The 14,652-nt window shown below is 68.7% G+C and carries 15 protein-coding genes; 3 read left to right on the top strand and 12 right to left on the bottom strand.

Features of this window, described 5'->3' with window-relative positions:
- Nucleotides 1-5: 5 nt before the first annotated feature.
- The 9 genes from ACZ5WE_RS25190 to ACZ5WE_RS25230 form a co-directional block, all read right to left on the bottom strand.
- A complete protein-coding gene (locus ACZ5WE_RS25190; protein WP_467692716.1) occupies nucleotides 6-1,220 on the bottom strand; it encodes an ATP-grasp domain-containing protein in 1,215 nt (404 codons plus the stop codon).
- A complete protein-coding gene (locus tag ACZ5WE_RS25195) occupies nucleotides 1,204-2,379 on the bottom strand; it encodes an ATP-grasp domain-containing protein (protein ID WP_467692714.1) in 1,176 nt (391 codons plus the stop codon). Before ACZ5WE_RS25195 ends, ACZ5WE_RS25190 begins: the two co-directional genes overlap by 17 nt.
- Entirely contained in the window at nucleotides 2,376-2,960 is a 585-nt protein-coding gene (locus tag ACZ5WE_RS25200; RefSeq protein ID WP_467692712.1) for an NUDIX hydrolase, read from the bottom strand. Before ACZ5WE_RS25200 ends, ACZ5WE_RS25195 begins: the two co-directional genes overlap by 4 nt.
- Before the next feature lie 41 nt (nucleotides 2,961-3,001).
- Nucleotides 3,002-3,952: an NAD-dependent epimerase/dehydratase family protein gene (locus ACZ5WE_RS25205; protein ID WP_467692710.1), complete on the bottom strand. Its 951-nt coding sequence runs from the start codon at nucleotides 3,950-3,952 to the stop codon at nucleotides 3,002-3,004.
- Nucleotides 3,953-3,999: 47 nt separating this feature from the next.
- On the bottom strand, nucleotides 4,000-5,013 hold the full coding sequence (locus ACZ5WE_RS25210) for a GHMP family kinase ATP-binding protein (RefSeq protein WP_467692708.1): 1,014 nt from the start codon (nucleotides 5,011-5,013) through the stop codon (nucleotides 4,000-4,002).
- Nucleotides 4,986-5,690 (bottom strand): nucleotidyltransferase family protein, encoded by a 705-nt coding sequence (locus ACZ5WE_RS25215; RefSeq protein ID WP_467692706.1) that lies wholly within the window; start codon nucleotides 5,688-5,690, stop codon nucleotides 4,986-4,988. Before ACZ5WE_RS25215 ends, ACZ5WE_RS25210 begins: the two co-directional genes overlap by 28 nt.
- Before the next feature lie 56 nt (nucleotides 5,691-5,746).
- On the bottom strand, nucleotides 5,747-6,286 hold the full coding sequence (locus ACZ5WE_RS25220) for a D-glycero-alpha-D-manno-heptose-1,7-bisphosphate 7-phosphatase (protein WP_467692704.1): 540 nt from the start codon (nucleotides 6,284-6,286) through the stop codon (nucleotides 5,747-5,749).
- Nucleotides 6,283-6,882, bottom strand: coding sequence for a D-sedoheptulose-7-phosphate isomerase (locus tag ACZ5WE_RS25225; protein ID WP_467692702.1), 600 nt, complete (start codon nucleotides 6,880-6,882; stop codon nucleotides 6,283-6,285). The genes ACZ5WE_RS25220 and ACZ5WE_RS25225 overlap by 4 nt, the downstream gene beginning before the upstream one ends.
- 215 nt (nucleotides 6,883-7,097) lie before the next feature.
- The gene (locus ACZ5WE_RS25230) at nucleotides 7,098-8,237 is read right to left on the bottom strand and encodes an MFS transporter (RefSeq protein WP_467692820.1); all 1,140 of its coding nucleotides are present in this window, start codon (nucleotides 8,235-8,237) and stop codon (nucleotides 7,098-7,100) included.
- 256 nt (nucleotides 8,238-8,493) lie between these two features.
- Between ACZ5WE_RS25230 and ACZ5WE_RS25235 the strand changes: the two genes are divergently transcribed.
- On the top strand, nucleotides 8,494-9,660 hold the full coding sequence (locus ACZ5WE_RS25235) for a glycosyltransferase family 2 protein (protein WP_467692700.1): 1,167 nt from the start codon (nucleotides 8,494-8,496) through the stop codon (nucleotides 9,658-9,660).
- Here ACZ5WE_RS25235 and ACZ5WE_RS25240 read toward each other — a convergent pair.
- Nucleotides 9,657-10,391, bottom strand: a complete 735-nt coding sequence (locus tag ACZ5WE_RS25240) for a class I SAM-dependent DNA methyltransferase (protein ID WP_467692698.1) — start codon at nucleotides 10,389-10,391, stop codon at nucleotides 9,657-9,659. The genes ACZ5WE_RS25235 and ACZ5WE_RS25240 overlap by 4 nt on opposite strands.
- Nucleotides 10,392-10,634: 243 nt before the next feature.
- Between ACZ5WE_RS25240 and ACZ5WE_RS25245 the strand changes: the two genes are divergently transcribed.
- Together ACZ5WE_RS25245 and ACZ5WE_RS25250 are read left to right on the top strand one after the other, a co-directional pair.
- Nucleotides 10,635-11,762, top strand: a complete 1,128-nt coding sequence (locus ACZ5WE_RS25245) for a glycosyltransferase family protein (protein ID WP_467692696.1) — start codon at nucleotides 10,635-10,637, stop codon at nucleotides 11,760-11,762.
- 126 nt (nucleotides 11,763-11,888) lie between these two features.
- A complete protein-coding gene (locus tag ACZ5WE_RS25250) occupies nucleotides 11,889-12,800 on the top strand; it encodes an aminoglycoside phosphotransferase family protein (RefSeq protein ID WP_467692694.1) in 912 nt (303 codons plus the stop codon).
- Between the two features lie 48 nt (nucleotides 12,801-12,848).
- On the opposite strand, the gene ACZ5WE_RS25255 is transcribed toward ACZ5WE_RS25250, so the two are convergent.
- Both ACZ5WE_RS25255 and ACZ5WE_RS25260 read right to left on the bottom strand, forming a co-directional pair.
- Nucleotides 12,849-13,592, bottom strand: a complete 744-nt coding sequence (locus tag ACZ5WE_RS25255; RefSeq protein WP_467692692.1) for an SDR family NAD(P)-dependent oxidoreductase — start codon at nucleotides 13,590-13,592, stop codon at nucleotides 12,849-12,851.
- On the bottom strand, nucleotides 13,589-14,557 hold the full coding sequence (locus tag ACZ5WE_RS25260) for a UDP-glucuronic acid decarboxylase family protein (RefSeq protein ID WP_467692690.1): 969 nt from the start codon (nucleotides 14,555-14,557) through the stop codon (nucleotides 13,589-13,591). Before ACZ5WE_RS25260 ends, ACZ5WE_RS25255 begins: the two co-directional genes overlap by 4 nt.
- Nucleotides 14,558-14,652: the final 95 nt, after the last annotated feature.

Genomic DNA, 14,652 nt, shown 5'->3' on the forward strand with positions numbered 1-14,652 from the left:
CGTCTTCACCTCACCGTTTCGAGTTCGAACAGCTGGGACACGGCTTCGGCGCTCTTGCGCGCCTGTTCCTCGGTGTCGGTGTGCAAGAACACCACTCCCGCCATGCGTGAGGAGTGGATGGTGCCCGTGACGGTGTCGCCCGGCCGCAGGCGGATGTCGACGCCGATGACATGGTCCAGCGCGTGGAACTCGGCTTCGGTGGTCATGCGCGACACGTGGCCCAGCCTGACGGGAAGTTCGCAGGTGCTGACGATGCCGCCACGATGCTGCGGACGGACGTGGACGGGCCGGTTCAGTTCCGTCTGGATGAAGGCCTCCCACAGGTCGACCCCGTATTGCAGGGAGATCTGGGCGGCAACTCCTCCGCCGCCGGGCCTGCATGCGATCTCACCGACCACGAATCCGGTGCGGGTCCGGAAAAGCTCGAGGTGCGTCACTCCGCGATCCAGTCCGAGCGCGTCGACGGCCGCGTCGTGGAGTGCAGTCGCCTCTCGGTGGACCGGACTGTCCTCGGGCACATGCATGGACCCGATGATCCGGTCGAGGTTGTGCAGCAACGGATCGAAGTACCGTGCCACGGAGAGGAACTGAGTCTGGCCGGCCTCCACAACGGCGTCGCAGTGGTATTCGCCGTCCATTTCCACGAACGACTCGACCAGCAGGGGGCAGTGAACGCCCCGCAGGCCGACGCCACTTGGCGAGTCGAGCAGGTCGGCGAGAGCCTCCGCGGATGCCACAGCGAAGGTGTTGACCGATCCGGAACCGCGAACCGGCTTGACCACGACCGGCCAGCCGAGCTCTGCGGCCGCCCGCTCGATCTGTTCGACGCCGAAGACCCGGCGGTGTGGCGCGATCGGCATGCCCGCGTCTGCGAGTTTCCTCTTCATGGCGTACTTGTCGGTGAAGACGTTCACTGTGTCGAAGGAGGTGCCCTCGAGGCCCAGGGTGGCGCGCAGATAGGCGGCTATGGGCAGGGCTCGCTCCGAAGCGCCGATCACGGCGTCCACGGGCCGTTCACGGGCCAGCCGCAAGGCGGTGCTCTGGACGCGGGACAGGTCGTCGAGGGTGTCGAGGACGTGCACTTCGGTGGCAGCGGAATAGAGGCCGGCGTACTGCGGCTCCGTAATGACGCGCAGCCGGGTGTCCGGGGTGTTCTCGATGACGGATATCGGCTCTGTCTTCGAGGAGTTGACGAAGAGGACCTCAGTGGTTTCCGGCATGGCTCGACAGGCTCTCCGTTCGCGGATGGACGGCTGCATGGATGTCGCGTTCGAAGCGGGCGGAGGCACACGCCTGCAGGAACCTCGTCACGTCCCCTCCCAGGACGGCCGCATCGACACGCAGGGACGCGGTCCCGATCCAGCCGTCACGGGGTGTGAGGGGCGTCAAGGTCGCAAAAGCGGGGACGTTGGCCGGAGTGCGGTAGTACGGGAATTCCAGCACCGTGGTACACGCCCCGATCTCGCCCCTCTTCCCGTGTCCTGTCAGCGCCCCGGACAGCAGGAGTTCGTAGGGATTGACACGCGTCGCGGACTGAAGCATGGACGTCGAACCGGAGAAGCGCGCGTTGATCTCCAGGACGGTTACGGTTGCGTCGTCGTGGAGCACGAGGTCGATGTTGGCGACGGCAGTGCTGCCCACCGCTCGTGCGGCCGCAACGGCCGTCCGTACGAGAGCCGCATGGTCGGCCCCGTCCCACGGGTAGGGGCAGATCTTCAGTTTGCTGCGCGGATGCTGGGGCGATGTGCCGAGCTCGCCTTTGTGGATCGGCGGATAGACGGCCTCCCCCTCCGGGTGAGAGACGACGTCGATGGAAACCTCGGTGCCCGAGAGCAGTTCCTCCTGCAGCACCGGAAAGGACAGCGTGGAGGTATCGAGCTGCTCGCCGGGCCGCACGACACGGTTGAACTCGCCCGATGCCCCGGTAACCGGCTTGACGTAGGAGGGCCGGTCGGCGCGTCGCAGGGCGCGGTTCAAAGAGCGCGCGCTGTTGTGCAGGGTGCCGGGCGCCACCCGCAGGCCCGCGGCACCGAGCACCGCCTTGGTCCGGCTCTTGTCCGCGCAGAGCTCGGCGGTCACCGTGTTCTGGCCGATGAAGGCGACGCCCGCTTCGGCGCATACGGACGCCAAACGAGAATCGCGTACGGTCTCCAGGTCGTATCCCGCTGTGCTGAACAGAGCACGAACATCGCCCGTGCGCAGGGCCAGGGCCGTCACGGACCGGCGGGCGGCCGCGAACGCCTCCTCCCCGGCCGAGGCGGCACCCGGTGGATCGCTCTTGTTGAACAGGACGCGGGGCTCGCACCGCAGTGACGCCGCGGCCTGCTGGATCAGGTCGAGACGGTCCGGACGGGTGACGAGGATCTGGCCCCGGTTCATGCCTGGGCCGCCCCGTCGTCCAGCAGCCCGAACTGGAGCGCGTACAAGAGAGCCACCGAACTCAGGCAACCGGGGACCAGCCCCTTTCGGATCAGGCCTCCGATCTCGTCGACGGGGTGCCACTGTTGGCTGCTGGACTCGTAGGAGTCCCGGGGCTCGCCCAGGTAGCGGTCGGCGCGGGCCAGGACGAAGTGGAACTTCTGGTCGGACACGCCGTCCGAGGCGTTACCGGTGTAGAAGTGACGCAGCTGCCCGGCCTGCCAACCGGTCTCCTCCAGGACTTCGCGCGCGGCCGCCTCCTGGATACCTTCGCCCGGGTCCACCCCACCGGCCGGCACCTCGAACCCAATGGTGTCGGTGATGAAGCGATGACGGTGCAGGAGCAGGACGCCCTTGTCCGGGTGGACGAGCACCACGGCCACAGCCGGAGGAACCGACACCACGTGGTGGCGATAGGCCTCTGCCTGCGGCGGAGTGACGTCGACCAGGTCGAGCGAGACCCATCGGCTGGAGTACAAGGAGCGGCGGGCACCGGCTCGCCAACGTTCGGCTGCGGGCAGGGCGTGCGCATCGTGGTCCACGGGCAGTCCAAGGGGTCGGTGTCGGAGGGTGGGGGTGCCGATCAGGCGAAGAGGGCCCGGGCGACCACTCGTACGGCGTCGTCGGAGGTGAGCCCGGGTTTCCATCCGTGCGCCGCCAAGGCCTTGGGGAACACGCGCACGGTGGGAACGTCACCGCTCCAGCCACGCTCACCGCCCGTGAAGGAGACAACGGGGTCGCCCCCGGGCTGCTCTTGGCCCACGAGGCGGGCGACCTCGGCCGCGGTCGTGGTGTCGTAGTTGCAGACGTTGAAGACGGGACACCGCGGGGTAGCGTGCTGCGCCGCGGCCATCAGGGCGTCCACGCAGTCCTCGACGTGCAGGTAGCTGCGCTCCTGCGTGCCGTCACCGAGCACCCTGATTTCGTCCGGGCGGGCCGCCAGTTCGCTGACGAAGTCATGGATGATGCCCCGCCGCATGCCGTCGCCGATGATGTTGGACAGTCTGCAGATCGCCGCGTTCAGCCCCAGTTCATCGGCGTACGCGCGCAAGAACGCCTCCGCGGCGACCTTGCCGGCGGCGAATCGGCTGGTGGGTCGCAGCGGGCTGCTCTCCTCATCGAGGAGCCCGTCCCGCGCCGCCTGTCCGTAGACGAGTTGACTGGAGGTCAGGACGACGGTGGTGCCGGGGTACGGGACGAGTGCCTCCAGAAGTGCCACCGTGCCGCCCGCGGTGATGTCGAAGTCCGCGGTGCGCGCGGCTCGATCGCCTCGGTTCTCGGTGTTCGACGAGAGGTGGTAGACGGTCGGGTGCCCGGGCACGAGGTCGGCGAGGCGTTCTGTGTCGCGGATGTCCGCCTGGTGGTAGGCGAGTTGGGCGCCGAGGTCCAGGTCGTGCAAGCGGGTGGCTTCGTTCCATGGGACCTGGTCGACGACGGAGACGGGATGCCCCTGCCGGACCAACTGGTGTGTGAGGGCCGCGCCGATGAGTCCCGCGCCACCGGTGACCATGACGTGTGAGGTTGCTCTGGACATGGAGTGTCCTTTCAGGGCTGTGTGAGGTTGCGGTGCCAAGGCCGGCCTCAGGGACGGGACAGCCGGTGTCCGGCAGGGTCGAAGCGAAAGGGTTCTTCGATGAAACCGGCGGCCTGCGCCAGGGTCCGCACCTCGGCCTGCGCGGACGGCGGAACGTGGAGCAGCACATATCCGCCGCCTCCCGCGCCGAGCAGCTTTCCCCCAGTGGCCCCGCAGGCCCGGGAGTCCGCGTAGAACGCGTCGACCTGGGCCAGGGAGACCTTGGCGCTCAAGCCCCGTTTGAGTTCCCAGTGCTCGTGGAGGATGGCCCCCACGGCGTCGCAGTCACCGGCGGACAGCGCCTTGATCATGTGTCCGGTCAGTGCCTTGATGGCGTGGAGCCGGTGGAGCACCCGCTCGTCGTCGGCGCGCGATCCGCTGTCCTGCGCCTTGAGTATCGAGCTGGCGTCCCGCGTGACGCCCGTGAAGAACAGCATCAGTTCAGCGTCGAGCTGCCGGCGCGTGCGGGAGGAGACCTCGATCGGCTCCACCGTGGTGGTGCCGTCCTGGTGAAAGCGCATGAGTCGGAAGCCGCCGAGGGCGGACAGATAGTGGTCCTGTCTGCCGACGGGCCTCCCCAGCGCGCCCATCTCGATCTGGGCAGCCGCCTCGGCCAGGTCAGCAGGGGTGTCGGCGGTTCCCGGGGCCAGGGCGCCGACCATGGCCACACAGAACGCGGCCGAGCTGCCGATACCGGTGCCTCCGGGGGCATCTCCCATGGAAACGATCTCCAACGGGCGGCCGTCCCAGTGTCGTTCGACGGCTGCCCGTGCGAAGGGGTTGTCCAGCGACGTCAGATCCGATGACCCGGCACACTGGTCCAGGCAGGCTCTGGCACCGCTACGGACGGCGGCCGTCGTCCGGGACAGAGAGGTCATGACCGCGACCCTGCGGTCGATGGCCCCGCCCAGGACCAGTCCCTCGTACCGTCGCGCGTAACTGGGGAGATCCGTGCCACCGCCGGACAGGGAGATCCGCAGCGGCGCGCTGCTGATCAGCATGGCCGGGGTGACGTCAGACAAGCGTCGAGCAGGGCGAGGCGAGAGGGGGTGCCGATGTCGTAGCACTGTGCGCCCACATCCAGGCCGGCCAGCCTGTGCCGCTCGAGCAGGAGGTGGAAGACCGTGCCGAGATCCAGCGGCTCGGCGCTTCCGCGGAACTGCTCGATGACACGGCGCCGGATCACGGCTGTGCCGGTGTCGATCAGTCCGCCGGGAATCTTGCGGGACTTGTCGTACCCGTGCACGCGCCCGTCGCGCAGTGAGACGTTCGGTTGGACGTCGGGAATCGACGCCGTGAGCGCCATCAGCGCATCGGCGTCGGCAGGAAGGTGCGCTGCGAGCGAGGCGTGGTCGAAGGGGGCATAGGTGTCCCCGAGCAGGACGAGGAACACCTCGTCCAGAAAGGGCAGGGCGTCCACCAGGGCTCCCGCCGTACCCCGGGCCGTCGCCTCAACACTGACCGTCGCCTTGAGGAAGGGGTAGGCGTCGCCCACGTGCCGTTCCACGGTGTCGGAGAGATGCCCCAGGCAAAAGTGCACGCGGCTGAAGCCCTGTTCGACCAGAGGGTCGATGATGTGGTCCAGCAGAGGGCGTCCGGCCACGGGTTGAAGGGCCTTGGGAGTGGTGCCCGCCAGGTCGCCCAGGCGCGTGGCCCGTCCACCGGCCAGGACCACGGCCTGCAACCTGTCGGCCGTCACTGGGCTCCTCCGGGGGTCTGCCCGCGTGGTCGCGGTGAAAGGCGTCGTTGGGGGATTCATGCGAGCGCCGTCAGGAGTTCGGCCGCCTGGGTGAGGTCGGCGACGGAACCGAGGTAGCCCACGGGGGGCTCAAGGGGCGCACTACCGCGGCCGGTTCGCACGTGTACGGACCTGGCGCCGGCGGCGGCTGCCGCGCGGAGGTCGCTCTCGTGGTCGCCGACCATGGCCGCCGCGGCGGGAGTCTCCTGCAGAGTGGCGAGCGCATCGAGAAGCAGTCCCGGCATCGGCTTGCGGCAGGCGCAGTCCGATTCCGGTGTGTGGGGACAGTGGTGTACGGACTCGATGTGCGCGCCCGCCGACCGCAGTCCGGCCCGCATGCGAAGGTGAATGTCGTGGAGCCCCTGCTCGTCGAGCAAGCCGCGTCCGATGGACGCCTGATTGGTCACGACGGCCAGGCGCAGCCCCGCCCTGTTCATGCGGCGGCATGCGGCGCGCGCTCCGGGCAACCACTGCCAGTCGGCGGCTCGGCGAATGTGCTCGGGCCGGTTGACGTTGAGGACCCCGTCACGGTCCAGCAGCACGGCGCGCAGCCTCATCCGACCGTCACCAGCTCGGGTGAGCTCACGGCGGCGTGGGCACGCAGCGCTCGGGTGAACGCGTGACAGATGCCCAGGTGCAGGGTCTCTATGATCCCCGGGTCGGCACTGTCGACGAGAACCGCGGCGTCCACCTGGTCCCCCACCGCCCCGCCGTCGTGTCCGAGCAGACCGAGGACGGACATTCCGACGCGGCGGGCCGCCCGCACCGCCTCCACGATGTTCGGCGAGCGCCCGCTCGCGCTGATGACGACCAGTACGTCCCCGGGGCGGGCCTGTGAGTCCAGTTGACGGCTGAACACCTCGGCGTAGGAGGTGTCGTTGGCGTAAGCGGTCAGCACGGCGATGTCGTTCAGGGTGGCCGCCCGTAGGCCGTGTCCCCGTTCGGGCTTCGTGTTCTTCGTGATGTCGCACACGAAATGTGAGGCGTTGCTGGCGCTGCCGCCGTTACCCACCACGAACACGGCCGCATCGCGGTCGTATGCCTCACGGAGCAACTCAAAGGCGCGCTCCTGGCTGTCGAGTGTGCTGGCGAGCAGCGACGCCAAGAGCTCGGTGGAGAAGTCCTCGAGAAGGCATGCCGACATCTGATGCATGGGCGAAACTCCTGCGCTCGGGGGCACACGGCCCTGGGGCAATCGGAAGTGGAGCAGACGGACGGCGGGCCGGGGCCATAGGCCTCACCGGCAACACCTTCACCATAGAAACCGGCCGAACGACAGGTCAAGAGAAACCGGTCGACTGGCTTAAAATTTTGAACACCCAACTTCCTTGCGCACAAGGCAACTTGGGTGCCCGACGATGATGAAGGTCACCGGCTCCGGGTGGCGCGGATCAGCCAGAGCGTGGCCGCCAGACACATAACCGAGACGGCACACAACAACAGCGGCACCATACGAACCCCGGCCCCCTCGATGCCCTTGCCCAGCAGCGGCCCGGCCGCCACACCGCCCACCATGGATGCCGCGATCACCACGGCTCCGGCTCGGCGGGCCCGCGGCGCCGCCTGGTGCAGCCAGGGCAGCCCCGTCGGGAAGATCGGCGCGATGAACAGGCCGACCCCCGCATAGGCGTAGGGAGCCAGCGCCGGCACGGCGGCCAGGAGCAGACAGACCGTCATGCCCACGCAGGAGACGGTGATGATGGCCGGTGCGGAGAAGCGCAGGGCGATCGGCACCACGAGAAACCGCCCCACGGTCATCATCAGCCAGTACACGGACGTGGCTGTCGCGGCGACACCCGCGCTGTATCCGACGGTTTCCAGGTGCGTGGGCTCCCAGCCCCCGACACCGGCCTCAATGCCGACGTGCAGGACGTACAGGGCGACGAACACCGCGAGGACCGACATCAGGCTGCGACCCAGGGGCGAGCCCGCGCCCGGGTCCCGGGCGCGGCCCGGGGCGTCCGCGAGGCGGTCCCGAACACCCCTGAGACACAGCAGCAGCGGCAGGTTGGCCAGCGCGAAGCCGAGGAAGACCGCCGCGTAATGCCCGGACCCCACCGCGCCGATGAGACCGGGACCCAGGATCGCGCCCACGCCGAAGTGCGCGTTGAGCACGTTCAGCATCGCGGTCGAGCGCCGGCCGAAGCCGACGGCGAACAGCTGGTTGAGCCCATAGTCGACGCCGCCGAACCCGAGACCGGCACACAGGGCCGCCGCCAGAGCGACGGGCCAGTTCGGGGCCAGTGCGAAGGCGGCGGCGCCCAAGGACATCAGCAGGTACGAGGCGCCCAGGAGGCGCCGATTACCGACCCGACCGAAAAGCCGATCAAAGAGCAGCACGCCGGTGACGCCGCCGATGAAGTGCGCACTCAGGCCCAGCCCCGCAGCGGACGGCGACAGCCCGAACTCCTCGCGCAACGCCGGGATCGAGGGCCCGTACAGCGCCTGGAGCGCCCCGATGAGAACGAATCCCACACACGAGGCGATCACGGCGGACGGACTGAACATGGGTTGCCCGAAGTCTCGTTGAGAGGTCCCGGCTGCGGTCTGCTGGTCGGTCACGCGGACTCCAGGTGACGGATCACGTTGTCGAAACTCTCAACCTCAGGGTAAAAACCGGTCGAACGGTATGTCAAGCCTACGGTCGAACGGCTTGAAGGCGAGCCATGGCCCCCTCCGCACCCCGAGACCACCCCGGCCGGCCCCCTTGCCGCCCTGCGCTCAATATTGCCATGTTTGGCAATCTGAAGGCACACTATTTGCCATGACTGAACCGACCTTCAGCATCGTGATCCCCTACAAGCAGCGGCTGACCAATCTCCGCCTTGCCCTGTCGGCGCTGGCCGAACAGACCATGGACCCTTCGCGGTTCGAGGTCGTCATCGGCGCGACGGAGTACAGCCCGGAGTTCGTCTCGCTGATCCGGGAGTTCTCCGAGCGCCTCAGCGTCGTGTCGGTGCTCAGCGCCGAAGACGGCTGGAACATCTGCCGGGCCAGGAACCTTGCGCTGCGCCATGTGCGCGGGCAGGTCACCCTCTTCCTGGACGCGGACATCGTGCTGCCGACTCGCTTCCTGGAGAACCTGTACACCCGGCACTACGCGCACCGGCAGAACATCTGCGTCGTCGGCCAGACCATCGGCTACGACGCCGATGATGAGGTCGGGGCCGCCGAGGTCGCCTCCTTCGACCACTACCGGCACCGGCTCGCGCAGCTCGAGACGCAGGACCGGGTGGTCATGGACGTGCGATGGAACGCCGATCACCAATCCGCCATCGCGCGATTCCCCTGGGTCTTCGTGCGCGGCGCGGTCATGGCCATCCCCACCGCGACCATCCAGGAGCACGGGCTCACATTCGACGGAGGCTTCCAGGGCTGGGGGCCCGAGGACCAGGAGTGGGCCCTGAGGGTCTGCCTGACCGGGACGCCCATCGTCCTTGGACAGGAGGTGTACGGCATCCACCTGCCGCACCCGCGCTCCATCGGCGACAACGGGGATTCGGCGTGGCGCAACAACCGCTACTACCTGGCCAAGTGGCCCCGCCGGGAACTGGAACTCGCGCTGGCCTTCGGCTGGCTCGAGACGGACCGGATCATGCCCGAGGTCCTGGATGAGCTCGACGCCGTCTCCGCCGGGCTCGGCGCGGGCCTCACCCTGGGAGCGGTCAAGGGCACGGAGGACGGCCGCACGACACTGGTACTTGGTGCCGCGGTTGACCACGGCACCAAGACGCCGGCTCCTGCGACCGCCGCGCTCTTCGGTCCCCGCACCCCGCTGACCGTCCTGCCCCTCGTCGGGTTCGGCCTGCCGTGGGCGGACGGCGAGATCGACGAGTGTCGCATCCTCGCCCCGATCACCTCACTGAGCGAGCGCCTTCGCAAGGCCGTGGTGCGCGAGGCGGAACGCGTCGCACTGCAGGTCCGCTTCTAGAGCGCCGCACGGTACACCGAGACGTGGCTGCGGCTGGCCGGGCCGAACGGCGACCGGTCCCAGTCGGCATAGCGTGCCTCCAGGCGCAGCCCCGCCAGCGAGGCCATCAGGTCAAGCTCATTGGGCCAGCAGTACCGCTCGGAGTGGGGGCGCAGGTGAACCCCATCCGCGTCGAGGGTGATCGTCTGCCGCAGGAACGTCTGCGCGTTGCGGTCGTGGGTGTGGACCGAGAGGGTTGCGGAGTCCTCCGTCACCTCATTCACCGTCAGCGGCTTGGTGCGGTCATGGCGAGGCGGGTCGGGGACGTAGCACTCGATGACGAAGGCGCCGCCCGGCTCCAGCACCTTGGCGACGTTGCGGAAGCAGGCGGCCTGGCGGTCGGCGTCGCACAAGTTGAAGAGCGTGTTGTAAACGAGGTAGACGAGCCGGAACGGCCCCTCGGCCTGTACCTCGGCCATGTCGCCGACGGTGGCGGTCACACGGTCGCCGCCCGGTTTGGCGAGCATCTTGTCGATCATCGCCGCGGAGGCGTCGATCCCCTCGGTCTCGACCCCCTTCGCCGCGAGCGGCAGCGCCACTCGACCCGTGCCGACGGCGAGTTCGAGAGCACGCCCGCCCGCGGCGAGGGGAGCAAGGAACTCCACCGCCTCCGACGGGTCCAGGTCCGTGTTCTCGTCGTACGTCTCCGCCCACAGATGCCCGAAGAATGCCGGGTCATCGAACCGGGACATAAGCTCCCTCACTTCTCCTCAGCGGTCGGGCGGCTCTTGCCTCACCCGACAGTAATTATTGTCAACAGATTGGCAATTGACAATGTCAACACGGCCACACCTCCAAGGGACCTCACAAGCCTGACGCACACTCAGTCAGCAGCCTTTGAGGGTTTGACGATGCATTGCCAAACCCTCCTCGGTTATGGCAACGTTTGGAAGCATCGGGGCCCTCACCGCTGCCAACCAGGAGGCGACACGTCCATGACCAACCCAGCAAAGACGCAAGCAGCGGAAGCCGTCCCGTGTCGGCGGATACTGGTCGGCGTCTGCGGCATGGGGATCGGCCACGCATCCCAGCAGTGGAATCTGATCGCCCAGTTGCGGCGCCGGGGGCACCGTGTCGCCGTCATCAGCTTCAGCGACGGAGCCACGGCGCTGCGGGACGCCTTCCCCACCGTGCCGATCATCGAGCCGACCCACTTCCCCGGCGGCTGGCTGACCGTCGGCGCGGCCGGAGTGGACATCACCGCGAGTGCGGCGGCGGGCAGGACACAGGATCCGCGCGGTGACGCCTGGGGCTTCGGGGTCTGCGAACAGGTCCTCGAGCAGCTCGGCGGAGTGCCGGACACCGTCTTCACCGACTACGAGCCGGCCAGCGCCCAGGTCTCGTACATGCTCGGAAGCCGACTGATCACCACGGAGCAGCAGAGCAAGTTCCTCCTGTACCGCACCCCGGACGTCGGCGCCTTCACACGCCTCGAGGAGGCGGCTCGGCTGCGCTACTTCTTCCCGGCAGCGGACGAGCGGATCGCGTCGTCGTTCTTCCCCATGGAGTGGGATCGGGACGAGCGATTCGAGGGGCAGGTCCTCGAACCCATCCTGCGCCCGGACGTCCTGGAACTGTCTCCCTCGGTCGACTCGTCGTCCGTACTCGTCTACATGTCACCCTACGGCCCCATGCGCCAGAGCCCCGAGGAGGCGTTGCGGGTCCTGGCTCGCTTCCCCGAGATCAGGTTCAAGGTCTTCGCGAAGACACTGCCCCCCTCGGGCCCTGCCAACGTGGAGCTCATCCCCTTCGACCGGGCTGAGTTCACCAAGGCCCTCTCCTGCGCCTCGGCCGTCATCTCCACCGCCGGGCACCAGCTCCTGTCGGAGTGCGTCCACCTCGGCAAGCCGGTACTCGGCGTTCCCTTCGACAACTACGAGCAGAGCTTCAACGCGAAGATGCTGGAACATCTCGGCATCGGGATGCGCACCCGCTCCATCGACACCGAGGTGATCCGCGAATTCCTCGGTCGGCGCGAGGAGTTCTCCGAGCACACGGCGAAGCTGGCCGCGCGGCAGTTCGACGGCGGATCGGCCAGACTGGTCGAGCGGCTGGGGCTCTGAGTCGCAGGGGCCCTCTCGCCCCGCGGAACGGACCGGCGCGACGGGCTGTGCGGGCGACCGCGCAGCCCGTCCGTTTGCCGGCACCACCACCCCACTCCACGCACCGGACCAGCTCAGGAGGATCTCTTGACCATCGCAGTCCCCGCGGACTTCCGCCCCGCCATCGACACCGCCCTAGTCCGCGCACTGGTCGACGCCCAGTTCCCCGAGTGGGCCGACCTGCCGCTGAAGCGCGTCGAGCCGGGAGGGTCGGACCATGTGATCCATCGGCTCGGGACGGAACTTGCGGTGCGCATGCCCTGCCACGCGGGCCCACTCGGCCATATCGCCAAGGAGTTCACCTGGCTCCCCCGGCTCGCCCCGCACCTCCCCCTGACCATCCCGGCCCCCGTCGCACAGGGGCGCCCAGGCTTCGGCTACCCCTGGCCCTGGTCGGTCTTCCGCTGGCTGGAGGGAGAGGACGCCACCGCCGAGGCGCTCGGCGACTCCCTCCCCGTCGCGGCTGAACTCGCCGAGTTCCTTGGCGCTTTGTGGGGGTTCGGGGAAGTATGCCTACCCACGCCGGACGCCGCCAGGGATCTGGCCCAGCAACCACTGGCCACCCGCGACCGCTCGACGCGCGCCGCGATCGCACAGGTCTCCCACGTCTTCGACGCCGACGCGATGACCGCGGTGTGGGACGCGGCCCTGACAGCTGATCCCTGGGGCCGACCGCCCGTGTGGTTCCACGGCGACTTCCACACCGGCAATCTGCTGACCGTGGACGGGCGGCTCAGCGCGGTGATCGACTTCGGCGGCCTGGGGTTCGGTGACCCGGCGAGTGACCTGATGATGGCCTATACCCTCCTGACCTCCACCACCCGGGCAACATTCCGCGCGGCGCTGGGCACGGACGACGCCACATGGGCGCGGGGGCGAGGATGGGGCCTGACGAGCGGACTCGGCTCGTACACAGCCTATGCCGAACAGTCACCCCGGATCGCTGCTGTGACGTCCCGTCAGATCGAGGCGGTCCTCACGGACTGGGCCGAGAGCTGAGTCCCCGGTCGCCCGTACCGGAGGGGCCGGCCGCACCGGCCCCTCCCCCTACCAGTCCACCGACCCCTCGTCGCCGATGAAGGCACCGGTGGGGCCTGTGTCCGGGAGTGTGGCGAGGTCGACGATCGCCCGCGCCCCGTCACGGACATGGCGATCACCGCGGTGTCCGTTCATGTCGGTCGCCGTGTAGCCCGGAGTGGCGGAATTGACCTTGACGTGGGCGTACGCCGGGTCACGGCCGAAGGCCCGGGCGTACTGGACGGTCAGCATATTGAGTGCGGCCTTGGAGCTGGTGTATGCCATCCTCACCTCCGCGTCCCCTGGCAGATCCGCGCCGGCTGCCGTCAGCGTCATGGAGGCCGTGGTACTGGAGACGTTGACGATGCGCGGCGCGGGGGCACGGCGGAGCAGAGGCAGGAAGGCGTGAGTGACCGTGACCACGCCGAACACGTTGACCTCGAACTGCGCACGCAGATCAGCCGCGGTGGTCTCCACGGCCCGGCTCCCGGCGAAGACCCCGGCATTGTTGACGAGGACGTCGAGGCGCCCGTGACGCTCACCCACGGCCTGGGCGAGGGCCCGGACCCCATCCGGATCGGTGACGTCGAGCGGGACGACGTCGGTCTCGGCCCCCTCCTCGGCAAGGGCCCGCCGGGCCGCCTCGCCGCGCTGTGCCCCGCGGCTGCCCAGCAGTACTGTCAGCCCCAGGTGGGCGAGTTGGCGCGCGATCTCCCGGCCCAGGCCCCGGTCGGCCCCGGTCACCAGCGCCACACGGCGGGCGGCAGCACTCACCGCGGCACCGACGCCAGCGAGACGCCGCGAAGTTCGTCGGGGTGGCTCTCGAACCAGTCGATGGTCCGGCGGATGCCCTCCTCGAGGCGGACCGTGGGACTCCACCCCAGGATCCGCTGGGCCCGTTCGATGGTGGGGCGGCGGCGGGGCGGGTCGTCCTGAGGCAGCGGATCGTGCTGGATCGCTGTGCGCGACCCTGTCAACTTCATGACGACGTCGGCTAGTTCACGGACCGTGAACTCCTCGGGGTTGCCGAGGTTGACCGGCCCGGCGTCAGTGGAGTCGAGCATCGCCAGCAGCCCTCGGACGAGATCGTCGACGAAGCAGAAGCTGCGGGTCTGGGCGCCGCCGCCATAAACGGTGAGCGGTTGCCCGTCGAGGGCCTGGGTGATGAAGTTGGTGACCACGCGGCCGTCCTGCGCGCTCATCCGAGGCCCGTAGGTGTTGAAGATGCGCACGATCGCGGTGTCGGTGCCCTGGCTGCGCCGATAGGCCGTGGTGAGCGCCTCCGCGAACCGTTTCGCCTCGTCGTAGACGCTCCGTGGGCCGATCGGATTGACGTGACCCCAGTACTCCTCCGGCTGCGGGTGAACCGCGGGGCTGCCGTAGACCTCGCTGGTCGAGGCGAGCAGGAACCGGGCTCCGTGGGTGCGCGCGAGGCGCAGTGCGTGCTCGGTGCCCCGGCTGCCGGCAGCCAGCGTCTGCAGCGGGCGGCGCAAGTAGTCCGGTGGCGAGGCGGGGCTCGCCAGATGGGCTATGGCGTCCACCGGTCCTGGGATGTCGAGCGCCAGGCTGACATCGCACTCCACGAAGCGGAAGGACGGGTGGTCTTGCAGGTGCCGCAGGTTCTCCGGTCTCCCGGTGGACAGGTCGTCGACACAGACGACGCTGTCACCCCGGGCGAGCAGGGCGTCGCACAGATGCGATCCGAGGAATCCGGCCCCTCCGGTGACGATGACTCGCATGTTGCCCTCCATGGTCGGCTGTTCACTGTTCCGCAGCGGCTGCGGGCTGCCCTGTTCGGCGTAGTCGCGAGACGTTGACGGGACGCGTCGTGGCT

It is taken from the genome of Streptomyces sp. NPDC033180 (genome assembly GCF_055577645.1).